Origin of the sequence: Flavobacterium lacisediminis (assembly GCF_025909975.1) — a bacterium.
Classification (GTDB): domain Bacteria; phylum Bacteroidota; class Bacteroidia; order Flavobacteriales; family Flavobacteriaceae; genus Flavobacterium; species Flavobacterium lacisediminis.
In genome coordinates this window covers 93,992-117,215 of sequence record NZ_JAPCIO010000003.1, presented here as the reverse complement: position 1 = coordinate 117,215, position 23,224 = coordinate 93,992, and the positions used below count along the sequence as shown (strand labels likewise).

Sequence of the window (23,224 nt, the reverse complement as noted above, 5' to 3'; positions counted from 1 at the left end):
GACTAAAAATAATCTCATATGAGCACAAATTATAAACTTTTAGTAAACAATTCTGCTTCGTTTGAAGTTACTGAAAACGATCTTCAAAAATTAGATGCCGTAAAGGTAGATGAAGCAAAGTTTCATGTGCTAAAAGACAACAAACCCTACAAGGCTGAAATTGTTTCAGCTGATTTTCTTTCTAAAAAATATACCGTAAAAGTTAACAACAACACTTATGATGTTGCTATTTCTGATGCTTTAGATGAATTAATCAAAAGCATGGGAATTGAACGTGGTAGAACAAAAGTGGTGAACGCTATTAAAGCTCCAATGCCAGGTTTGATTTTAGAAATCAACGTTTCTGTTGGACAAGAAGTAAAAGAAAATGATCCTTTATTGATTTTAGAAGCAATGAAAATGGAAAACTGTTTCCTTTCACCAAGAGATGGAGTTATCAAATCGATTGCCGTTGAAAAAGGAAACGCTGTAGATAAAGGACAATTGTTAATTGAATTCGAATAACATGAAAGAAATTAAAAAAATATTAGTTGCCAATCGTGGTGAAATTGCTATTAGAGTAATGAAAACCGCGAAAAAAATGGGAATCAAAACAGTAGCCGTTTACTCGTCAGCCGATAGAAATGCTTTGCATGTAAAATATGCTGATGAAGCAGTTTTAATTGGTGAGGCTGCATCAAGTCAATCGTATTTACGTGGTGATAAAATCATCGAAGTTTGTAAAGAATTGGGTGTTGATGCTGTTCATCCAGGTTATGGCTTCTTGAGTGAAAATTCACATTTTGCAGAAGAATGTGAAAAGAACAACATCATTTTCATCGGACCAAAATCGAAAGCCATCGAAATGATGGGGAATAAATTAGCGGCTAAAGATGCTGTAAAAGACTACAACATCCCAATGGTTCCAGGAACAGAAGATGCTATTACAGATATCGAAGCAGCAAAGAAAATTGCTACAGAAATTGGTTTTCCTATTCTAATCAAAGCCTCAGCAGGTGGTGGTGGAAAAGGAATGCGTATAGTAGAAAAAGCAGAAGATTTCGTTTCTCAAATGGATAGAGCGATTTCAGAAGCAACAAATGCTTTTGGAGATGGTTCGGTTTTCATTGAAAAATATGTTACCAAACCACGTCACATTGAAATTCAAGTAATGGCGGATAGTCATGGAAATATTGTCTATGTTTTCGAAAGAGAATGTAGTATCCAACGTCGTCACCAAAAAGTAGTAGAAGAAGCGCCATCAGCAATTTTGACTCCAGAAAAACGTAAAGAAATGGGCGAAGCGGCTGTAAAAGTGGCTAAAGCTTGCGATTATTTAGGAGCTGGAACAGTTGAGTTTTTAATGGATGCGGACCATAATTTCTATTTCTTAGAAATGAATACTCGTTTGCAAGTAGAACACCCAGTTTCAGAATTAATTTCAGGATTGGATTTAGTGGAATTGCAAATTCGTGTTGCACGTGGCGAAGCGTTACCAATGAAACAAGAAGATTTGCAAATCAAAGGTCACGCAATGGAACTTCGTGTATATGCAGAAGATCCAATGAATGATTTCTTGCCAAATGTTGGTTTCTTAAGTACTTACAAATTACCAGAAGGAGAAGGAATTCGTGTTGATAACGGAATCGAAGAAGGAATGGATGTGCCAATTTATTACGATCCAATGCTTTCAAAATTGATTACGTACGGAAACACACGTGAAGAATCAATCGAATTAATGATTAAAGCAATTGATAATTATTTGGTTGAAGGAGTTCACACTACGTTACCATTCGGAAAATTTGTAATGGAACATGAAGCATTCCGTTCAGGTGATTTCGATACAGGTTTTGTGAAAGCGTATTATGATGCTGAAAAACTAAAATCAAAATTAGATATTGAAGCTGAAATTGCAGCTATGATTGCATTTCAACAATACGTTGAAGATCAAAAAGTGTTAAGATTGCCTAACTAATTGGCAAATTGTCTAATTGACTCATTACAAAAAATGGAAGATAAAATTAAAGTATTAAACGATAAAATAGCTTTAGCCAAATTAGGTGGAGGCGAAAAAAGAATTGCGTCGCATCATGCTAAAAAGAAATTAACGGCAAGAGAACGTGTAGAATACCTTTTAGATGAAGGTTCTTTTGAAGAAATTGGTATGTTAGTTACACACCGTACAACCGATTTCGGAATGGAAAAAGAAGTCTATTACGGAGACGGAGTTGTTACTGGTTACGGAACTATCGATGGAAGATTAGTCTATGTTTTTGCACAAGATTTTACGGTTTTTGGAGGTTCGTTATCAGAAACACATGCAGAAAAAATCTGTAAAGTAATGGATATGGCACTTCGCAGTGGTGCTCCAATGATTGGACTAAACGATTCAGGTGGTGCTCGTATTCAAGAAGGAGTTCGTTCTTTAGGTGGATATGCAGATATTTTCTACAGAAACGTTCAGGCGTCTGGAGTTATTCCTCAAATTTCAGCTATTATGGGACCATGTGCTGGTGGAGCCGTTTATTCTCCAGCTATGACCGATTTTACTATGATGGTTGAAGGCAATAGTTATATGTTCGTAACAGGACCTAACGTTGTAAAAACGGTTACTAATGAAGAAGTAACTTCTGAAGAATTAGGTGGAGCAGCAACACATGCATCAAAATCTGGAGTTTGTCATATTACTTCACCAAACGGAATTGAATGTTTGGAAGATATTAAAAGATTGTTGAGCTATGTGCCTCAAAATAATAGAGAAACAACTCCTAAATTACCTTATGTAGTAGGTGATGAGGTTCGTGAAAAATTAGATACGCTTGTGCCTGATAGTGCTAACAAACCTTATGATATGCACGAGGTAATTGGTGGTATTATCGATGAAGATTCGTTCTTTGAAATTCATAAAGATTTCGCTGAAAATATTATTGTTGGTTTTGCTCGTTTAGGAGGAAGAAGTATCGGAATTGTAGCCAACCAACCAATGGTTTTAGCAGGTTGTTTGGATGTAAACAGTTCTATTAAAGCAGCTAGATTTGTACGTTTTTGTGATTGTTTCAATATTCCTTTATTAGTGTTAGAAGATGTACCAGGTTTCTTGCCAGGAACCGACCAAGAATGGAACGGAATCATCACACATGGAGCAAAATTATTATACGCATTTAGTGAAGCTACAGTACCAAGAGTTACAGTAATTACTCGTAAAGCGTATGGTGGTGCTTATGACGTTATGAATTCAAAACACATTGGTGCTGATATGAATTTTGCTTGGCCAAGTGCAGAAATTGCGGTAATGGGAGCAAAAGGAGCTTCAGAAATTATCTTCAAAAAAGAAATTAGTGAAGCAGCTGATCCGGTAGCTAAATTAGCAGAAAAAGAAGCAGAATATGCTGAGTTATTTGCTAATCCTTACACAGCAGCGCAACGTGGATTTATCGATGAGGTAATTTTACCAAGAGATACTCGTAGAAAATTAATGAAAGCATTTAGTATGCTGGAAAATAAAACAGTTGACACTCCAAAACGTAAACACGGAAATATTCCTTTGTAGTTTAAAATAATGTTAAAACTCCCTTTTTAAAGGGAGTTTTTTTTATCTTGCGACCATCAAATTAGCTATAATCCATCTAAATTAATTCTAAATGAAATTATTCCAAATATTAACTTTTTTTCTTTTTTTCTGCAGTAGTGTTGTTTTTTCTCAAAAGACAATTAAACATACAGTGGTTTCAGGTGAATCCATTTATTCCATTGCTAAAAAGTATGATGTTAGTGAATCCGACATTTATGAATTAAATCCAAAATCGAAAGGCGCCTTATTGCAGTTAAAAACTGTTTTGTTAATTCCCAACAAAAAATCAAAATCAAAAAATAATAAAGAAGTATCTTCATCTAAGAATTCTACCGAAACTCATGTAGTTGAATCAGGTGAATCACTTTATAAGATTGCTAAAAAATATGATATCAGTCTGGAAAAATTGAAAGAATTAAATCCAGATATCAATCCAGAAGCCATTCAAATTGGTGATAAAATAGTTGTTTCTGCTAAAAAGGAATCTCCAAAAGAAATAAAAACTAAAGAGAAAGAGACAAAAACTAAAGTTACAAAAGCAGTAGTTGCAGAAGTATCGAATCCAACAAACATGGATGCCAATTTATGTACGGATGAACTAGGAAATAAAGTCCATACCGTTACCAAAGGAGAAACTTTATACAAACTTTCTAAAAAGTACAAAGTAAGTGTTAAGGATTTGGAAGAAATGAATCCTGAAATTATTGCTAATTTACCTATTGGATATGAAGTAGTGGTAAAAAAAGGGGATGTAGAATTGGCTAAACATCAAAATGAAATTGTAAATAGTTCAAAAGAAATTGAAGAGCTTTCTCCAGAAAATATGTCTAAAGCGGAATTTTTAATAGCAAAAGCCTCGCAACATATTGGAACACGTTACAGAGGTGGAGGTACTACAAGTGCTGGTTTTGATTGCTCAGGATTAATGTTTTCAACTTTTAAACATATCGACATGACTTTGCCTCGTTCATCAAGTTCAATGGCGGCTGGAGCAGGTTATAGAATAGATAGAAGTCAAGCTCAAAAAGGAGATTTAATTTTCTTTACAACAAACGGTAGAGGTAGTATTAATCACGTGGGAATGATTACTGAAATAAACGGGGATGAAATAAAGTTTATCCATTCTTCGGTACAAGCTGGAGTTATTATTTCTTCAACGGAAGAACCTTACTACAAAAAACGTTTTATTCAAATTAACAGAGTACTTCAAGATTAATTCTATGCGTTCATGATATTTATCATTTTACAACTAATGTGTAGAATGTAAATTCGTAACTTCTAAAAGTTATGTCATGAAAGTAGAACAGATTTACACGGGTTGCATTGCTCATGCAGCTTATTATGTTGAGAATAATGGTGAAGCAGCTATTTTTGATCCACTTAGAGAAGTACAACCTTATATCGATCGTGCCAAAAAAGATAATGCCAAAATCAAATATGTTTTTGAAACGCATTTTCATGCCGATTTTGTTAGTGGTCATTTGGATTTAAAATCGAAAACGGGAGCTCAAATAGTTTTTGGGCCAACAGCAAAACCTAATTACGAAGCTTTAATTGCCACCGATGGTCAGATTTTTACTATTGGAAATTATAAAATAAAAGTCATTCATACACCTGGTCATACCATGGAAAGTACAACGTATTTGTTGATTGATGAAAATGATAAGGAACATGGAATTATATCAGGCGATACTTTGTTTATTGGAGATGTTGGGCGTCCTGATTTAGCCCAACACGTTATTGCCGATTTGACACAAGATAAATTAGCACGTCATTTGTATCATTCACTTCGAGAGAAAATCATGCCACTTTCAGATGATTTAATTGTGTATCCAAATCATGGTGCAGGAAGTGCATGTGGTAAAAACATGAGTAAAGAAACAACAGATACTTTGGGAAATCAGAAGCGTACTAACTATGCGTTACGACCAGATATGACTGAAGATGAATTTGTAGACGAATTATTAACAGGATTGACAACTCCACCAAGCTATTTTCCTAAAAATGTATTGCTTAATTTAAAAGGATATGAATCGTTAGATAAGGTAATCGAAAAAGCAAGGCGACCACTTAACCCAACTGATTTTGAAACATTAGCCAATGTATCTGGTGCTTTAATTTTAGATACAAGAAACGCAAATGATTTTGCTAAAGCATTTATTCCAAACAGTATTAATATTGGTATTGATGGTAGTTTTGCTATGTGGGTAGGAGAGATGATAACTGATATCAATCAAGCTATTCTATTGGTAACTGAACCTGGAAGAGAAGAAGAATGCATGATTCGCCTTTCTAGAGTTGGGTATGATAATACGATTGGATATTTGGAAGGTGGTTTTGAATCATGGAAACAAAAAGGAAAAGAAACAGATTCTTTAAAAAGAATTACTGGCGAACAACTAGAAGCAATGCATCAAACAGAAGATTTACCATTATTTGATGTTCGTAAAAAGAGTGAATTTGATTCGGAGCATTTATTAGATTCTGTCAATATTCCTTTAAATCAGTTAAATGAAAAAATATCCAGTTTCCCAAAAGAGAAGCCTTTTGTAATCTATTGTGCTGGTGGTTACAGAAGTATGATTGCAGCTTCAATATTAAAACAACGAGGCTTTGATAGTTTTGTAGATGTTTCAGGAGGTTTTAATGAGATAGTAAAAACAACTCAACTCCCTAAAACAACTTATGTATGCCCGTCAACATTATTGTAAAACAAAAAATCCGCTTTAAAGCGGATTTTTTTGTATAAATAGGATTCTAGCTATCTTTTAAAAAATTATAAATCTCATCTTTTAAAAACACACGATCTTTTCTTAGATGTGATAATTCATCATCCATTGCAAGTTCTTCATCGGTTTCTATTTTGTAAATTTTGTCATCTAACTCTGAGTAAGAGTGCAATAAAACCTGAAATTCATCATTATTATGAAACAGGTCTTTAATCTTGTCTGCGTATTCAGGGAAATCTTGGTAAATAGGATGTTTAGTTATCATAATGCTGGTTTTTAAATTTCTATACTCAAAATTAGTAATAAAAAAAAGTCGCAGATATGATATTTGTCATTTCAAATAAAAAATCCTTGGATAAAGTAAAACCGTTAATTACCTTTCAAACGGTTAAATATTCTTTTAAATATTTTTTTAAAATCTTTAGGCCTTTTCTGTTCTAAAATATAGGTGCCATCTTCATTGAATGTAAGAGGAAAAATAAAATGAGTTTTGCCATTTTGCATGTTAAGTGGTCCAAATTTAGTGCCGTAAATAACCATTTTATTATTTTCTTTTTTTGCTAATTCGTAGCCTTCTGTAAAATTGAAAAATGGTTCTAATTCTTTTATTTTCTTTTTTTCTGCTATAAATTGGGCGTCGTTTTTTTCAAAAATAAAATCTGTTGTTTTTTTTGAATCAAATAAACTGTAATCAGAAAAATATAAACCATCATTAGTTTTTACAATTACTTGCCACAGAATTGTATTGAAAGGAGTAGGGACAACTTTAATTTTTTCATAGGAAATATGTTGTCTTAATAATTCATTCCTAAAGTGATTAGTTACAAAGATATTAATACATAATCCTACTAGTAAATAAAATGTAGATATAGCTAATGACCATTTAATGATAAGTTGTCTTTTTGGATTATTTCTTTTTAATAAGAGTAAAGTTATACAGCCTATTAATAACCAAATCGTATATAAGGGATCAATTACAAAAACATTGTCTAAACTATAGAAAGATTTGCTTAAAGGATATAATATTCGAGTGCCATAAGTTGTGCAAATGTCTAATAATGGATGAGTAAATAAAGCTAAAAAACTTGCTAAGAACCACGTTTTATAAGACGTTTTGTATTTTATAGAAAACCATTTTGCAAATAGTAGACTTAATAATATTAAAAAAAATATAGAATGCGAAAATGATCGATGAATCGATAATTCTTCAATAGTATTAAAAAAAGGATTTATTAAAACATCTAAATCAGGAATTGTTCCAAGTATAGCACCATACAACAAAGATTTTTTTCCAATTTCTTTGTCTTTTATTAAAGCAAAAGTTGCTGCACCTAGAACAATTTGTGATAATGAATCCATTTGATTTAATTTATAGGCTCAGCATATAAATCAAATTCCGTGGCATCTGTTACTTTTAAATTCACAAAATCACCGGTTTTTAAATAGTATTTTGAAGCATCTACAAGTACTTCATTATCTACATCCGGACTATCAAATTCGGTTCTTCCGATGAAATATTGTCCTTCTTTTCTGTCGATAACACATTTGAATGTTTGTCCAATTTTCTCCTGATTCAAATCCCAAGAAATTTGCGACTGTAAATCCATAATTTCAGCAGCACGTGCTTGTTTTACTTCTTGAGGTACATCATCTTCTAATGCAAAAGCACCTGTGTTTTCTTCATGTGAATAGGTAAAGCAACCTAAACGTTCGAATTTCATTTCTTGAACCCAATCACGTAGGATTTCAAAATCTTTTTGAGTCTCTCCCGGATAACCCACAATTAAAGTCGTTCTAATTGTCATTCCTGGGACGCGTTCTCTAAATTCTTGTAATAATTTTGTTGTTTTTTCTTTTGTCGTTCCACGTTTCATAGATTTTAAAATGTCATCTGAAATGTGTTGCAAAGGAATATCAATATAATTACAAATTTTTGGTTCGCGCTTCATCAAATCTAAAACATCCATTGGGAAGCCACTAGGAAAAGCATAATGCAAACGAATCCATTCGATACCTTCCACTTTTGCTAGGTTTTCTAATAGTTCGGCAAGATTACGCTTTTTGTACAAATCCAAACCATAATACGTTAAATCTTGAGCGATTAAGATTAGTTCTTTTACGCCTTTTTTAGCTAAACCTTCTGCTTCTCTAACCAGTTTTTCAATAGGTTGCGAAACGTGCATACCACGCATTAAAGGAATAGCGCAAAAACTACAAGGTCTATCGCAACCTTCAGCAATTTTTAAATACGCATAGTTTTTTGGAGTTGTAGTTAAACGTTCTCCTAATAATTCATGTTTGTAATCTGCTCCTAAAGCTTTCAATAAAAGAGGTAATTCAGTTGTGCCAAAATATTGGTCTACATCTGGAATTTCTTTCTCTAAATCAGGGCGGTATCTTTCTGATAAACATCCAGTAACAAAAACTTTATCAACTAATCCTTGATCTTTTTTGTCCACGTATTCCAAAATCGTATTTACCGATTCTTCCTTTGCATTGTCAATAAAACCGCAAGTGTTAATTACTACGATATTGCCTTCTTCTTCGTGTGCTACATCTTTTCCATTGGCTTTTAGTTGTCCCATCAAAACCTCACTATCGTAAGTGTTTTTAGAACATCCAAGTGTAATTACATTGATTTTATTTTTCTTTAACGATTTGGTTCTCATGCTTTTAAATTTGAGGTGCAAAATTACATAAAATAATTAGTAGAAGCACCAGCGTTTGGGAATTTTTTAATGTTTTGGTCCCGCTGTCCGCTATATCCACCAAGGCGGGATGTCGCTTCCATAGGGTCTAGTTGTTATGGTTTAGTCATAAAAAAAAACCACTTCGGTTGAAGAAGTGGTTTTGTGTAGTTTTGTTTATTACTTAGAAATTTACAGAATAAGTAATAGTTATATTGTTATTAGTGGTTCTAATTCTTGCGGCATCATTCATTCCAGAAGATACTAGGGCAACATTGTAGTTTCTATGGTCGTTTGCGTAGGCTAAATCTAACCTGCTTTCTCCAAAATTATAACCCAATCCGGCTGAATATCCAATTAAATCACTCATTGCGAAATTAACTTTGTATGGACTTTCTTCAAAACGATAACCTCCACGAAGGCTCCATTGTTTTATTTTGTACTCTCCACCAATTCTTAATTCATATGAGTTTTTAAATTGATTGCTCATTTGATTATTTAAATCGCTAAAGAAGCTGTCGTTTGTAGGTTTGAATTTAATATTACTGTAATCTTTTGTTGCGTAATCAATACTTATTAAGCCTTTTTTTCCAAAGATATATGCACCGCTAAAAGTCCATTTACTTGGTGTTTGAATTTTGTAGCTTTCATAAATATTGATAACATTAGGATCTACAACGTCTTGATAATTATTTGTTCCATCTGTAGTTCTTACAATTAAACGTTGAGATAATTCGTCATTTAAATTATACCATGTTGGTGATTCATAAGCAATACCAGCTCTAAAGTTATCTGTGAATTTGTAAATTGCACCTACATTCATAGAGAATCCTGTTCCATAAGTATATAATTCATTATCAAATTGGATATCGGTAACTGTCAATCCAGAAGAGTATAAAGGGTTGTTGTTTCCTTCATATACTGAAGTTGATTTTAAATAATCAGTAAAATGAGCATTTAAATTCAATCCTAAAAATAATTTGTTTTTATATGCAGTTGCGACATTGGCAGTCAGTTTTCCAGTAAAACCAGATGTTTGCACATAGTTTTCGTGATAGTAATTTCCTCCGGTTGGAACATTAGTGTAATAATCAACATTGTTTGGGTCGGAGTCATCAAAAGCTTCAAATAAATAGGCTTGGTATCCTAGCATTGCTTGTTGTGCAGGAAAACCTAATCCACCTGTTTCTCCTAAATAAGAATATAATTGCGATACAGTTTCTCCAGGTTGTAATTGCATGAATTCTAATGGTAACCCTTGTGCTTTATCTATAAAATAACTTCCAATAGAATTGTTAGGATTAACCCCTGCTGAAAAGATGCTATTGTCAAAATTATTTGTGCTATCATAGTTTAATCCAACAGCAATTTTTGACCAATCAGATTTTCCAGAACCGTCATTAAAAATTAAAACAGCACCCAATTGATTTAAATCTAATGTGCTATTATTTTCTTTAGTTCTAGTTCCAAAATAATCAGAGCGATTGTGAGCATTTAAATTACTTGCAGTAATACTTGCAAAGTTATTGTTAAAAAATAATGAACCTGCTGGATTTACATTTATAGATGATAAGTCTCCGCCAACTGCACCAAAAGCACCACTCATAGCTCTGAATCGAGCAGTTCCAGTTAAATTATTTACGGCATATCGTAAAGCATCATTAGTAGTAGTTTCTTGTGCAGTAGCCAATAAAGAACTACCAAAAATTATGGATAAGAATAATTTTTTCATTTCAATTTTTTTAATCTTTAGTGTTTTAATTAACCTCTGCCGCCTCTACCGCCTCCGCCGCCAGAGCGACCTCCGCCACCGAAGCTACCACCCCCAAAACTTCCTCCTGAAGAGCTTCTTGGTGAAGAATAGTTATTGCTTCTTGGAGAAGAACTGTTGTCTCTAGGAGTTGATGTTCTTGGTGATTGTGTATTTGTTCTTGGTGTGTATGTACCTTCTCTAGGTGTTGTATTTTGAGATCTTGGTGTAGTTGTATTAGATCTTGGTGTTGCATTGTGTGATCTAGGATTATTATTTCTATTATCAAAGCTAGGGCGTGGCGTGTTTGAACGGTTTGAAGTTCTACCTCCTCCATTATTGTAGTATCCATTTCCGCCTCTACGACCATGGTTGTATGAAACATTATTTCCATAGTAGCCATTGTATCCCCAGCCTGCTCCATAGTATCCTCCCCATCCTGGGCCATAATAACCATTCCATCCCCATCCAGGACCGTACCAAGAATTCCATCCCCAGCCTGCGCCATACCAAGAATTCCATCCCCATCCCCAATTTGGGCCATACCAAGAATTCCATCCCCAGTTCCAACCTAATCCCCAATATGGAGAATACCAGTTGTTCCAGCCGTAATCGTTATTGTAGTAATTGATGGTTACTTCGGTTGCATTATTTCCCCAGTCGGCATTGTTGTTGTTGCTATATTGGTTGTCGTAGACAGTTACAACGCTGTCTTTTTGCTCAGTACCATCTTCAGAATAGTAGACGTAGTCATTCTGCATTTCTTTAAATTTTTGAGAATATGCATTGTTGTTTTGTGAATTATCTTCAACAACTACTATTTTTTGTTTTTCAGAAGTGGTGTAAACACCATCGTCATAATAGGATGCATTTTGATAGGAACCACATGATGTTGTGATTATTGCCAATAATCCAAACAAAGAAAACATGGCATTTTTTTGGGTAATCAAGTAATAAGTTTTCATAACTCTTATTTTTTTATTGTTGGACACTTCAAATTTAACTATTTTTGCCAAACAAATTAGTTAAAATTTATACAAACAATTTTTGTGCCAAAATATTCATAATGAGCAAGAACTTAACTACAAGAGCGGAAGATTATTCCAAATGGTATAACGAACTAGTCGTAAAGGCTGATTTAGCAGAGAATTCAGGTGTTAGAGGGTGTATGGTGATTAAGCCATATGGCTATGCAATTTGGGAAAAAATGCAAGCTGAATTAGATAGAATGTTTAAAGAAACTGGACATAGTAATGCTTATTTCCCCTTGTTTGTTCCAAAAAGCATGTTTGAAGCAGAAGAAAAAAATGCAGAAGGATTTGCTAAAGAGTGTGCCATTGTGACGCATTATCGTTTGAAAAACGACGAGGAAAGACCAGGTAAATTAATGGTAGACCCGAATGCGAAATTAGAAGAAGAATTAATAGTTCGTCCTACAAGTGAAGCTATTATTTGGTCGACCTATAAAGGATGGGTGCAATCGTATAGAGACTTACCTTTATTAATTAATCAATGGGCAAATGTGGTTCGTTGGGAAATGAGAACGCGTTTGTTTTTAAGAACTGCTGAGTTTTTATGGCAAGAAGGGCATACGGCTCACGCTACTCGTCAAGAAGCGATTGAAGAGTCTGAAAAAATGATGAATGTGTACGCTGATTTTGTTCAAAATTTCATGGCAATTCCGGTAATTAAAGGATTAAAAACAGAAACGGAGCGTTTTGCTGGTGCAGATGAAACGTATTGTATTGAAGCGTTAATGCAAGATGGAAAAGCTTTGCAAGCGGGAACTTCTCACTTTTTAGGTCAAAATTTTGCCAAAGCTTTTGATGTAAAATTTGCTAATAAAGAAGGAAAACAAGAACACGTTTGGGGAACTTCTTGGGGAGTTTCAACACGTTTAATGGGTGCTTTAGTAATGACGCATTCTGATGATAAAGGATTGGTTTTGCCTCCAAATTTAGCTCCTATTCAAGTGGTTATTGTTCCTATATATAAGACAGATGAGCAGTTTGATGCAATTTCAGAGCAAGTAAATATTTTAACTGCTGAACTTCGAAAATTAGGTATTTCAGTTAAATATGATAATAGAGATACTCAAAAACCAGGATTCAAATTTGCAGAATGGGAATTAAAAGGGGTTCCGGTAAGAATTGCTCTTGGACCAAACGATTTAGAAAACGGAACTTATGAAATCGCTCGTAGAGATAATTTATCAAAAGAAGTAGTTTCTAAACAGGGAGTAGCATCGTATATTCAAAATTTATTAGAAACTATTCAAAATGATATGTTTGCTAAAGCATTGGAATACAGAGATACCCACATAACTGAAGTGAATTCTTTCGATGAATTTAAAGAGTTGTTAGAAACCAAAGGAGGCTTCTTAGCTGCACATTGGGATGGTACTGCAGAAACAGAAGAAAAGATAAAAGAGCTAACAAAAGCAACCATTAGATGTATTGCTTTAGATAGAGTAGAAGAGGCTGGAAGCTGTATGTTTACTGGCGCTCCGTCTAAAGGAAGGGTTCTTTTTGCTAAGGCATACTAAAAAAAAATAAAAATTTTTATACAAGGTCTTGCAGAAATCAAAATTAGTTGTATTTTTGCACTCGCATTACAAAATTAATGTAATGGCCCGTTCGTCTATCGGTTAGGACGCCAGGTTTTCATCCTGGTAAGAGGGGTTCGATTCCCCTACGGGCTACAAGTATTGAGATTAAAAAGAATTGGTTAATGGCCCGTTCGTCTATCGGTTAGGACGCCAGGTTTTCATCCTGGTAAGAGGGGTTCGATTCCCCTACGGGCTACAAGTATTGAGATTAAAAAGAATTGGTTAATGGCCCGTTCGTCTATCGGTTAGGACGCCAGGTTTTCATCCTGGTAAGAGGGGTTCGATTCCCCTACGGGCTACAAGTATTGAGATTAAAAAGAATTGGTTAATGGCCCGTTCGTCTATCGGTTAGGACGCCAGGTTTTCATCCTGGTAAGAGGGGTTCGATTCCCCTACGGGCTACAGAATTAGTTGTAAATAAGTTTTATAAAATAATAATTGGTGTCTCGGTTATTATTTTATTAGTTAAAACCAAAGTGATTGCGAATGTAATTGTGGGAGGTTTTTCTTTTTTAACTAGTAGTTTATAACAATTATTACAATTAAAAAAAGAACAAAATGGCAAATCATAAATCTGCTTTAAAAAGAATTAGAAGTAACGAGAAAAGAAGAGTGTTAAACAGATACCAACACAAAACTACTCGTAACGCAATTAAAGCTATTCGTTTAGCTACTGACAAAGCTGAGGCTTCTGCAAAATTATCATCAGTTATTTCTATGATTGATAAATTAGCTAAGAAAAATATCATTCATGATAATAAAGCTTCTAACTTAAAATCAAAATTAACTAGACACGTAGCTTCTTTATAGTCTACTGTTTCGTAAAATATACTAAAGCTCTCATCTTGAGGGCTTTTTTTATAGGTTATCATTTTGTTATTTCTACTAAAGTATTGATTACTATAGTGTTTTTATCAAAATAAACATTACCTTTGCACCTTCAAAAAATTAATAAATGACTTCTATTAGAAACATCGCAATTATTGCACACGTTGACCACGGTAAAACTACTTTGGTTGATAAAATTATGTACCACTGTCAGTTGTTTCGTGAAAACGAAAACACTGGAGATTTGATCTTAGATAATAATGACTTAGAGCGTGAAAGAGGAATTACTATTACTTCTAAAAACGTTTCTGTAACTTACAAAGGAACAAAAATCAACATTATCGATACTCCGGGTCACGCCGATTTTGGAGGAGAAGTAGAGCGTGTACTTAATATGGCTGATGGTGTTTGTCTTTTAGTTGATGCATTTGAAGGTCCAATGCCTCAAACGCGTTTCGTATTACAAAAAGCAATTGACTTAGGTTTAAAACCATGTGTGGTTATTAATAAAGTTGATAAAGAAAACTGTACTCCAGAAGAAGTTCATGAAAAAGTTTTCGACTTAATGTTTGAATTAGGTGCTACGGAAGCTCAATTAGATTTCCCAACTGTTTATGGTTCGGCTAAAAATAACTGGATGTCTGATGATTTTAGAAATCAAACGGAAAACATCGAACCTTTATTAGATATGGTTTTGGAACACGTTCCAGCTCCTAAAGTATCTGAAGGAACTCCTCAAATGTTAATTACTTCTTTAGATTTCTCTTCATTCACTGGTCGTATTGCGATTGGTCGTTTAGAAAGAGGTGTTTTAAAAGAAGGAATGCCAATATCTTTAGTAAAAAGAGATGGTACAGTAATCAAATCTAGAATTAAAGAATTACATACTTTTGAAGGTTTAGGTCGTAAAAAAGTAGATCAAGTAATTGCCGGTGATATTTGTGCGATTATTGGTATTGAAGGATTTGAAATTGGTGATACTATCGCTGATTTTGAAAATCCAGAAGCTTTACAAACTATCGCTATTGATGAGCCAACAATGAGTATGTTGTTCACAATTAATGATTCTCCTTTCTTTGGTAAAGAAGGTAAATTTGTAACATCTCGTCATATTAGAGATCGTCTAACTAAAGAATTAGAGAAAAACTTAGCAATGAAGTTAGGTGAAACTGATTCTGCCGATAAATTCATGGTTTTTGGTCGTGGAGTTCTTCACTTATCAGTTCTTATTGAAACAATGAGAAGAGAAGGTTATGAATTACAAATTGGTCAACCACAAGTTATCATCAAAGAAATTGATGGTCAAAAATGTGAACCAATTGAAGAATTAACAATTGACTTACCAGAAAATCTTTCAGGTAGAGCTGTAGAATTCGTAACAATCCGTAAAGGAGAAATGTTATCGATGGAAGCTAAAGGAGAACGTATGATTATTAAATTCAACATTCCATCTCGTGGAATTATAGGATTAAGAAATCAATTGTTAACTGCTACTGCTGGTGAAGCTATTATGTCTCACCGTTACATTGGATACGAACCTTTCAAAGGAACTATTCCAGGACGTAACAATGGTTCGTTAATTTCTATGGAAAACGGAAAAGCAATTCCTTATTCTATCGATAAATTACAAGATCGTGGTAAATTCTTCGTGGAGCCAAATGCTGAGATTTATGAAGGTCAAGTAATTGGTGAAAACTCTCGTGGTGATGATATGTGTATCAACGTAACTAAAGCTAAAAAACAGTCAAACGTACGTTCATCTGGAAATGATGAAAAAGCAAGAATTATTCCACCAATTATTTTTTCATTAGAAGAAGCGTTAGAATACATTCAAAAAGATGAATATGTTGAGGTTACTCCAAAATCTATTCGTTTAAGAAAAATTTATTTGACAGAAAACGACAGAAAACGTTTTAAAATATAATTAATATGAATCCCGATGAAAGTCGGGATTTTTTAGCATATACAAGCATGGAAATTAAATTAAAATACGGAATTGACAATTTGCTTTTCGGGATGAAAGAGCAAGATGTTACTAAGATTTTGGGTAAACCCGATACGCAATATAAAGATGAAGAAGAAAACGTTGTTTTTATGTATAACGCTAGAAAACTTCGTTTGATTTTTTACAAAGAAGAAGCTTTTAGATTAGGGTATATGACGACAACTAATCCAATAGTAAAGTTGTTTAACACAACTATAATTGGAAAGAATTGGAGCGATATATTTCCTGTTTTAGAAAAGAATAAAGTAAAATCTTTTGAAACGGATACAGTAGAAGGAATGATGAGTTATTTTAACGAAGAAAACTGGTTGTTTGTTCACGTAGATTATAATGAAGTTGTTAAGATCGAAGTAGGTGCCGTTTTTAGTGATAAAGACGAATTTGACTGGAGATTTTAATTCTATCAAATAAAAAAAGCCGCTAATTTTAATTAGCGGCTTTTTTGTTATTGATTTATCTTGATTAATTCTACTTCGAAAATTAAATCGGCATTTGGAGGAATAACACCTCCAGCACCTCTTTCACCATACGCCAAATTAGATGGAATGTAAAATTTATATTTTGCACCTTCTTTCATTAATTGAACTCCTTCTGTCCATCCTTTGATAACTTGGTTTAATCCAAAATCAATAGATTCTCCTCGTTGTACACTGCTATCAAAAACTTTACCGTCTAAAAACATTCCAGTGTAATGTACCTTAACATTACTAGTTGCAACAGGTTTGTTGCCAGTTCCTTCTTGTAATACAATATATTTTAATCCGCTAGGAGTCGTTGTAGCATTGGCAAATTCAAGCATTGCTTTTTCTTTAGCTTCTTTCTCTTTAGCTTCTTTTTGCTTTTCAGCTATTTCCTTTTTTGCAAAATAATCAGAAAATGTTTTTTCTGCATTGAATTTTTTTGCTTCTTTTCCTACTCGGATAATTTTAACCGAAGTTATTACATCATTTTGAGCAATTTTATCTACTATTTCTTGTCCACTAATAACATGACCAAAAACAGTATGTTTTCCATCTAACCATGGAGTAGCTTTGTGAGTAATAAAAAATTGACTTCCATTAGTAGCAGGTCCTGCATTTGCCATTGATAAAATTCCTTTTCCTGAGTGTTTTAAATCGGCAACAATTTCATCATCAAATTTATAACCTGGTCCACTAGCTCCAGTTCCATCTGGGCAACCACCTTGAATCATGAAATCAGCAATTACTCTGTGAAATTTTAATCCGTTATAGTATGGTTTTCCTTTAAATTTTGCGTCAACTTTAGTGTTTTTTCCTTCTGCTAAGGAAATGAAATTTGCAACAGTTACTGGTGTTTTCTTGAATTCCAATTCAACTACAATTTTTCCTTTTGTGGTATTGAATTCAGCAAAAATTCCGTCTTGTTTTTTGTTTTGCGCAACTCCGAAAGTTATACAGCTTAAGGCAATCACTACTATTTTAAATATGTTTTTCATTTTATATTTATTAGTTAGTTGGTTTAAATTCTAAAAGTTCTACTTCAAATATAATATTAGCATTTGGTGGAATAGCATCTCCTGCTCCTTGTTGCCCATATCCTAATTCAGATGGAATATATAACATCATTTTATCTCCATAATTCATCATTTCAACACCTTCATTAAATCCTGGAATAAAAGGTAAGCTTCCCATTGTGACTGGATATCCAGCATATCCGTTTTGGTCCGCTCTGTTTTGATCAAATTTTCCGTATTGCTTAGCTACTTCTTCATAACTCGTATCAAAAAGTTGACCATTTTCTAAATAACCAGCATAATGAATAATAACTTGTGTACCGTTTGTTGGTTTTTTACCTGTTCCTTTTTTAATCACTTGGTAAATTAATCCTGATTTAGTTTTGGTTCCTGTAGCTTTTAAACTAGTAATTTCTTTTACTTTGTTTTCGATAATTTTTTGTGCTTTTTCTTCCGCTTCTTTAATTTCTTTGGCAACTGAAGAATAATAGTTTTTGAAAATTTTTACAGCGTCAAATTTCTTCGCTGCATTTCCAATTCTGATGATTGTTATTTTTTCAATAACATCATCTGTTTCAATAATATTAATAACTTCTAATCCTTCTACTACTTCTCCAAAAACAGTATGCATATTGTCTAACCAAGGTGTTTCTTTATGAGTGATAAAGAATTGGCTTCCATTTGTACTTGGACCACCATTTGCCATAGATAAAATCCCTGCTTTTGAGTGTTTTAAATCAGGATGAAACTCATCTTTAAATTTGTATCCTGGTCCTCCAGAACCATCTCCCATTGGATCTCCACCTTGAATCATGAAATCAGCAATTACACGGTGAAATTTTAATCCATCATAAAATGGTTTCCCTTTGAATTCTTCGCTAACAAAAGGGTTTTTTCCTTCTGCTAAAGTTACAAAGTTAGCTACTGTATTGGGTGCTTTTTCAAATTCTAGCTTTACTATCATGTTTCCTTTTGCAGTTTCAATATCAGCATACAAACCTTCTTTAAGGTTGTCATATGATTTTGAACAAGAAGCAAAAAATGTAGCAATGCTTAAAAGTAAAATCGAGGTAATCTTCATTTTTATTTAGTTTTTAGCTTGAGTATCTACTTTAATATCGTTTAAACTTACGGTGCAAATTAGGGGTTCGTTTGTACCAATTTTTTTATCATCCCCATGATAGCCATACGCCATGTGAGATGGAAATAAGAAAGTAACGGTTTCACCTTTTTTCATTAATTTAATTCCGTCACGCAATCCCATCATGATATTTTCTTTATCCACATAATAGACTTGAGGCTTTGTTTCAGTCATTGTGTAAATAATTCTATTTTTTAAATCTTTAATTTCGTAATCAAAAAAAGCGATATCTCCTCTTTTTGGCGATGGAGTTACTTCTTCCACTTTAGTTTCATATTTGTACCAATAGCCTTTATTTGAAGCTATGTACGATTTAAGAGAATCGTTTTTAATGATAGCTGCAATTAAATCTTCTTCATCCGCAATTAAAACTTTATTACGTTCTATAGATTCTTTTATGAAAGTTCCTGAAGTATGTGTTATTGGTTCTCTGGCCTGTTGATGTTGCGAACAACTTGCAAAAAACAGTACAACTCCAAAAAGGAATAAGTTTTGAATTTTCATGGTTATTTTTTTTCTGTTGCTAAAATAGCAATAAATTGTTGTATCGTTTCTTCTAAGTTTAAAAAAGATTTCCCACCAGCAGCATTGATATGTCCGCCACCATTGAAATGATTTCTTGCAAATTGATTTACATCAAAATCGCCTTGTGAACGAAAAGAAATTTTGATAATGCCTTCTTCTTTATTTTCGATGAAAATAGCTGTAAAATCAATTCCTTTGATGCTTAGGCCGTAATTTACTATACCTTCGGTATCTCCTTTTTGATGCCCGAATTCGTTTAATTCATCTTGAGTTAAGGTAATGTAAGTCGTTTTGTATTCAGGAAGCATTTTCAAGTTTTGAAGTGCTTTTCCTAACAACAACAAACGGTTGTATGAAGAATTGTCAAAAAGTAAATTATGAATTTCGCTATTGTTGATGCCAGTGTCAATTAAATCAGCAACACATTTATGAGTTTTACTAGTTGTTTTTGGGAAACGAAAACTTCCCGAATCAGTAACAATTCCAGTATATAAACAAGTAGCAACTTTTTTATTGATTAGATTTTTGTAACCTAATTGATAGATTAAATCATATACCATTTCGCAAGTAGATCCATAAGCGGTATCAGAAAAAGTATAAGTAGCATAACCGTCTGGTGCTTGGTGATGGTCTATCATTACACTTGGAGCTGTTAGCGTTTTTAATACATTTTCCATTTGGTCGCCCGTTCTGTGAAGCGCATTAAAATCCAAAGTAAAAATCAATTCTGATTTTTCTAAAATAGCTTTACAAGTATCAAAACTTCTTTCAAAAATTAAAACTTTTTCACTTTCAGGTAACCAAGCTAAAAAATCAGGGAACTCGTTTGGTGCAATAACTACAACATCATGTTGTAGTTGTTTTAGAGTATGATATAAACCTAAAGTAGAACCCATAGCGTCTCCATCTGGATTTCTATGTGGAATAATAGTAATTTTTTTTGGTGTAGCTAAAAGCAATTTTATAGCTTCAATTTCGTGTATTTGCATCATACTGCGAATATATTATTTTGTAAGCTATTCTGCAATTATTATGCCTAACGTTTTAACGCAAAATGGCCTTTGATGTTTTTTCCGTTAGTTAATTCAATTGTAAACCAATAATCGGTGCTTGGTAAAATGTTTTGATTAAAGGTTCCGTCCCAGCTATTATTATCTGCTGAATATTGTTTTAATAATTTTCCGTAACGGTCAAATATAGAAATAGTACTGTTTTCAAGATTTCGTTTATCAAGGTTTTTAATATACCAAGTGTCATTATATCCATCACCGTTTGGAGTAAAGTATTTTGGATAATCTAAGATGTAAAAGGTTTCGAATACAATGCCACACCCTTTTTTATCTTGTACATAAACAGTGTATTCTCCTGGTGATAAATTGGTGAAAATGTTAGAATCTTGGTAATTAGTTCCGTCTAATGAAAATTCATAATCGCCTAAACTCGAACTTGAAATTTCAATTGTAGCTGAATTATTTTCTCTAAAATCATTAATGATAATATCTTCAATAGTTGCAATTCCAGAAGCTGTAATGTTAAACGTTTTTGTTTTAGAGCAATTTGTAGCATTGGTAACTGTAACTATGTAGGTTCCTCCAGAAGAAACTGTTATTTGTTGTGAAGTTTGAATTGGATTCGTGTTCCAACTGTAGCTTGAAAATCCGTCACCAGCATCTAGAATTAGGAAATTATCTTCGCACAAACCTAAATTTTCATCTGTTAAAATTGCCGAAAAAGTATTAATTCTTAAATCAACTGGATAGTCAGTATAACATCCTTGAACATTCATTACTCTTGCATATATTGTTTGACTGAAAGCAGTTGTATTGGTGTAATTTGAAGGTAAAGCAGTCGTGCTTGTAGGAATCTCAAAAAATGAAACTACATAATTTGTTGGTAAGTTTGTGAAAAGGTTATTTTTAATTGAGTCTAAATTGAAGACCGTTTTTCCATCTTGGTTATCATCAGCATCACAAGTTGTAAAACTATCTTCATCAATAGTTAGTACAGCGGCATATTCAATCTTAATACTTCCTGTAGTTTGACAAGTTGCACCATAATTAATTTCAACTAAATAATCTCCTGCCGAAGTAATATTATAGGTTGCATTCGTAGCTCCAGGAATCGCAATATTATTCTGAAACCATTGATAACCTGTTGCTCCAGTTTGCGTAGCATCAACTACTAAATTTTCGCCTTGACATAAAGGATTGCCTGTTGCAATTAATCGGTCATCTCCAATATCGATTGTAAAATTAAAACTACCGCCACCTAAAAAGATTGCCGAATCATAACGGTAATTTCCTTCATCTGCAATTACTAATTTTATGTGATATGTTTCACCTGGAATAACATCAGATTGTGCTGTTAAAACTTTGGTTTGGCCATTAAAATTTGTAGGATGATTCACATCATTAAATGCATCAAAATAGGCAGCATTTGCAACTGGGCAAATAGTTCCCGGGCCACGAACGGTATTCACTTTTACAGGAGTTGTTGTTCCCGGAATAACTGCTAAATTTTCGTATCTAGTATCTCCATTTTTTTTCAATAAAAAAGCAAAACCATCAGTAAAATTACATTGATTTGAAGAAGGATTTGTTAAATATTGCTCCGATGAAAAAATATAATCAAAACTGATTTTGTTTCCTAACGGAATAAAATCAAATTCTAAAATTGTGGCATTGTAGGTATTACTCAAACCTAACGCATCGTTTAAATCTGGATCGCCATCCCAACCCATATTCCCACCATCATCGGATAGATAGGAATTTGGACCTGGAGCATTATTGATTTTTCCTGTTGAAAGAATAATTCCGTTTTGAAATGGGAAGGTAGTTCCAGTTCCGTCAAAGTAGCCAAAGCTTTTTTCTCCAGTAGCAAAATTTCCTCCTGAAACACTTACGTTAAATACATTAGCACAAGTGCTATTTATTAAGACATCTTCAACTAAATCTTGAGGTGTATATCCTTCGTCAACTGAAATATTTTGCGAATTCACGAATTGGATCCCCAATGCGAAAAGTAAGACAGAAATGGTATATTTAAAAGTATTCATAGCATCGGCAAAGATACTATAAATCACGCTTTTTTAAGATATAATAAGATGTTAAAATAAATATAAAAGTCCAGACTAAAACAATGCTAACTTCGGAAAAATGAACACTGTAATCTTTTGCTGCTTTTGCTCCGCCAATAGTGGTTTCAATCGTTTTAATGGCGCTCAATCGGGTAAATGGTTCTTTAATTAGATTGCTCATTGCTTCCATAGGGAAAAATTGAATAATAGTATCTCCAAAATTCTTTGTTTTGTCATTTCCACCTAAGATGACAAATTTCACTAACCAATAGAAAATATTCTCTCCAATGAACCAAATGAATAAAAAGCCTAATGCAAATGCACTTCTTTTTACTAATATTCCTAAGAATAAACAGAAAGAGAAAAATGCTGTAAGCTTAACAAAAAATGCCAATAAATATTCTAAATCAGAAAATACAATTCCCATTTCATTATAAGAAGAGAATGAATATCCTAATATTAACGACATCACAAAAACAAATAGAGTAGAAGCAACAGCAAAAGTTCCCACCACTAAAAATTTGGAAAGAATGAATTCTTTTTTGCTTAATCCGTCAATTAAATTTTGCTTTAAAGTGCCATAAGTATATTCGTTTGCCATCATGGAAACAATTACAATAGCTAAGAAAATTTTGAATAAAGAGGCTATGTATGAGTTAAAATGCCAGATATATGGGAAATTAAAAATTCCTTGATCGGCAATTCTAATTTCGAAGGTTCCAATACTAAATTTTATGGATGCGATTAATGCGATGAAACTTAATAAAACAAAATAAGCAAGTAGTAATACACGGCTGGCTTTGTTTTTCCAAATTTTTTGAAACTCTATAGATAGTAATCTTTTCATGATT

The 23,224-nt window shown here is 33.2% G+C and carries 20 protein-coding genes and 4 tRNA genes; 13 read left to right on the top strand and 11 right to left on the bottom strand.

Features of this window, described 5'->3' with window-relative positions; all coding sequences use genetic code 11:
- Positions 1 to 18 precede the first annotated feature (18 nt).
- From OJ995_RS05685 to OJ995_RS05665, 5 genes are all read left to right on the top strand, one after another.
- Complete coding sequence (locus OJ995_RS05685) at positions 19 to 504, top strand: acyl-CoA carboxylase biotin carboxyl carrier protein subunit (RefSeq protein WP_264368554.1); 486 nt, start codon at positions 19 to 21, stop codon at positions 502 to 504.
- Positions 505 to 514: 10 nt separating this feature from the next.
- Positions 515 to 1,954, top strand: a complete 1,440-nt coding sequence (locus OJ995_RS05680) for an acetyl-CoA carboxylase biotin carboxylase subunit (RefSeq protein WP_264368763.1) — start codon at positions 515 to 517, stop codon at positions 1,952 to 1,954.
- Positions 1,955 to 1,987: 33 nt separating this feature from the next.
- Positions 1,988 to 3,529, top strand: coding sequence for an acyl-CoA carboxylase subunit beta (locus OJ995_RS05675; protein ID WP_264368553.1), 1,542 nt, complete (start codon positions 1,988 to 1,990; stop codon positions 3,527 to 3,529).
- 91 nt (positions 3,530 to 3,620) lie between these two features.
- A complete protein-coding gene (locus OJ995_RS05670; protein ID WP_264368552.1) occupies positions 3,621 to 4,766 on the top strand; it encodes a peptidoglycan endopeptidase in 1,146 nt (381 codons plus the stop codon).
- A gap of 76 nt (positions 4,767 to 4,842) precedes the next feature.
- A complete protein-coding gene (locus OJ995_RS05665; protein WP_264368551.1) occupies positions 4,843 to 6,261 on the top strand; it encodes an MBL fold metallo-hydrolase in 1,419 nt (472 codons plus the stop codon).
- Positions 6,262 to 6,307: 46 nt separating this feature from the next.
- On the opposite strand, the gene OJ995_RS05660 is transcribed toward OJ995_RS05665, so the two are convergent.
- From OJ995_RS05660 to OJ995_RS05640, 5 genes are all read right to left on the bottom strand, one after another.
- Positions 6,308 to 6,544: an HP1242/YdcH family protein gene (locus OJ995_RS05660; RefSeq protein WP_264368550.1), complete on the bottom strand. Its 237-nt coding sequence runs from the start codon at positions 6,542 to 6,544 to the stop codon at positions 6,308 to 6,310.
- A gap of 104 nt (positions 6,545 to 6,648) precedes the next feature.
- On the bottom strand, positions 6,649 to 7,638 hold the full coding sequence (locus OJ995_RS05655; protein ID WP_264368549.1) for a metal-dependent hydrolase: 990 nt from the start codon (positions 7,636 to 7,638) through the stop codon (positions 6,649 to 6,651).
- Positions 7,639 to 7,643: 5 nt separating this feature from the next.
- On the bottom strand, positions 7,644 to 8,948 hold the full coding sequence (rimO, locus tag OJ995_RS05650) for a 30S ribosomal protein S12 methylthiotransferase RimO (RefSeq protein ID WP_264368548.1): 1,305 nt from the start codon (positions 8,946 to 8,948) through the stop codon (positions 7,644 to 7,646).
- A gap of 202 nt (positions 8,949 to 9,150) precedes the next feature.
- A complete protein-coding gene (locus OJ995_RS05645; RefSeq protein ID WP_264368547.1) occupies positions 9,151 to 10,698 on the bottom strand; it encodes an OmpP1/FadL family transporter in 1,548 nt (515 codons plus the stop codon).
- A 29-nt stretch (positions 10,699 to 10,727) separates the two neighbouring features.
- On the bottom strand, positions 10,728 to 11,681 hold the full coding sequence (locus tag OJ995_RS05640) for a hypothetical protein (protein ID WP_264368546.1): 954 nt from the start codon (positions 11,679 to 11,681) through the stop codon (positions 10,728 to 10,730).
- A 101-nt stretch (positions 11,682 to 11,782) separates the two neighbouring features.
- Here OJ995_RS05640 and proS point away from each other — a divergent pair, with 101 nt between their 5' ends.
- From proS to OJ995_RS05600, 8 genes are all read left to right on the top strand, one after another.
- A complete protein-coding gene (gene proS / locus OJ995_RS05635; protein WP_264368545.1) occupies positions 11,783 to 13,261 on the top strand; it encodes a proline--tRNA ligase in 1,479 nt (492 codons plus the stop codon).
- Between the two features lie 84 nt (positions 13,262 to 13,345).
- Positions 13,346 to 13,417, top strand: a tRNA-Glu gene (locus OJ995_RS05630).
- A gap of 31 nt (positions 13,418 to 13,448) precedes the next feature.
- Positions 13,449 to 13,520: transfer RNA gene (locus OJ995_RS05625), tRNA-Glu, on the top strand.
- A 31-nt stretch (positions 13,521 to 13,551) separates the two neighbouring features.
- Positions 13,552 to 13,623 (top strand) — tRNA-Glu (locus OJ995_RS05620).
- Positions 13,624 to 13,654: 31 nt separating this feature from the next.
- Positions 13,655 to 13,726 (top strand) — tRNA-Glu (locus OJ995_RS05615).
- A 156-nt stretch (positions 13,727 to 13,882) separates the two neighbouring features.
- A complete protein-coding gene (gene rpsT, locus OJ995_RS05610; protein WP_264368544.1) occupies positions 13,883 to 14,134 on the top strand; it encodes a 30S ribosomal protein S20 in 252 nt (83 codons plus the stop codon).
- Between the two features lie 145 nt (positions 14,135 to 14,279).
- On the top strand, positions 14,280 to 16,076 hold the full coding sequence (gene typA, locus OJ995_RS05605) for a translational GTPase TypA (protein WP_264368543.1): 1,797 nt from the start codon (positions 14,280 to 14,282) through the stop codon (positions 16,074 to 16,076).
- A 47-nt stretch (positions 16,077 to 16,123) separates the two neighbouring features.
- The gene (locus OJ995_RS05600; RefSeq protein WP_264368542.1) at positions 16,124 to 16,555 is read left to right on the top strand and encodes a hypothetical protein; all 432 of its coding nucleotides are present in this window, start codon (positions 16,124 to 16,126) and stop codon (positions 16,553 to 16,555) included.
- Positions 16,556 to 16,602: 47 nt separating this feature from the next.
- Here the strand turns inward: OJ995_RS05600 and OJ995_RS05595 are convergent, their stop codons facing one another.
- From OJ995_RS05595 to OJ995_RS05570, 6 genes are read right to left on the bottom strand one after another with little or no spacing between them, the layout of a single operon-like run.
- Positions 16,603 to 17,613: a peptidylprolyl isomerase gene (locus OJ995_RS05595; protein WP_264368541.1), complete on the bottom strand. Its 1,011-nt coding sequence runs from the start codon at positions 17,611 to 17,613 to the stop codon at positions 16,603 to 16,605.
- Positions 17,614 to 17,623: 10 nt separating this feature from the next.
- Complete coding sequence (locus OJ995_RS05590) at positions 17,624 to 18,712, bottom strand: peptidylprolyl isomerase (protein ID WP_264368540.1); 1,089 nt, start codon at positions 18,710 to 18,712, stop codon at positions 17,624 to 17,626.
- A gap of 6 nt (positions 18,713 to 18,718) precedes the next feature.
- Positions 18,719 to 19,276 carry a gliding motility-associated peptidyl-prolyl isomerase GldI gene (gene gldI / locus OJ995_RS05585; RefSeq protein WP_264368539.1) on the bottom strand — a complete coding sequence of 186 codons (558 nt, stop codon included), beginning with the start codon at positions 19,274 to 19,276 and terminating at the stop codon, positions 18,719 to 18,721.
- A 2-nt stretch (positions 19,277 to 19,278) separates the two neighbouring features.
- Positions 19,279 to 20,289 carry a DHH family phosphoesterase gene (locus OJ995_RS05580; RefSeq protein ID WP_264368538.1) on the bottom strand — a complete coding sequence of 337 codons (1,011 nt, stop codon included), beginning with the start codon at positions 20,287 to 20,289 and terminating at the stop codon, positions 19,279 to 19,281.
- A 44-nt stretch (positions 20,290 to 20,333) separates the two neighbouring features.
- Positions 20,334 to 22,379, bottom strand: coding sequence for a T9SS type B sorting domain-containing protein (locus OJ995_RS05575; RefSeq protein WP_264368537.1), 2,046 nt, complete (start codon positions 22,377 to 22,379; stop codon positions 20,334 to 20,336).
- Positions 22,369 to 23,220 carry an ABC transporter permease gene (locus OJ995_RS05570; RefSeq protein ID WP_264368536.1) on the bottom strand — a complete coding sequence of 284 codons (852 nt, stop codon included), beginning with the start codon at positions 23,218 to 23,220 and terminating at the stop codon, positions 22,369 to 22,371. The genes OJ995_RS05575 and OJ995_RS05570 overlap by 11 nt, the downstream gene beginning before the upstream one ends.
- Between the last annotated feature and the right edge of the window lie 4 nt (positions 23,221 to 23,224).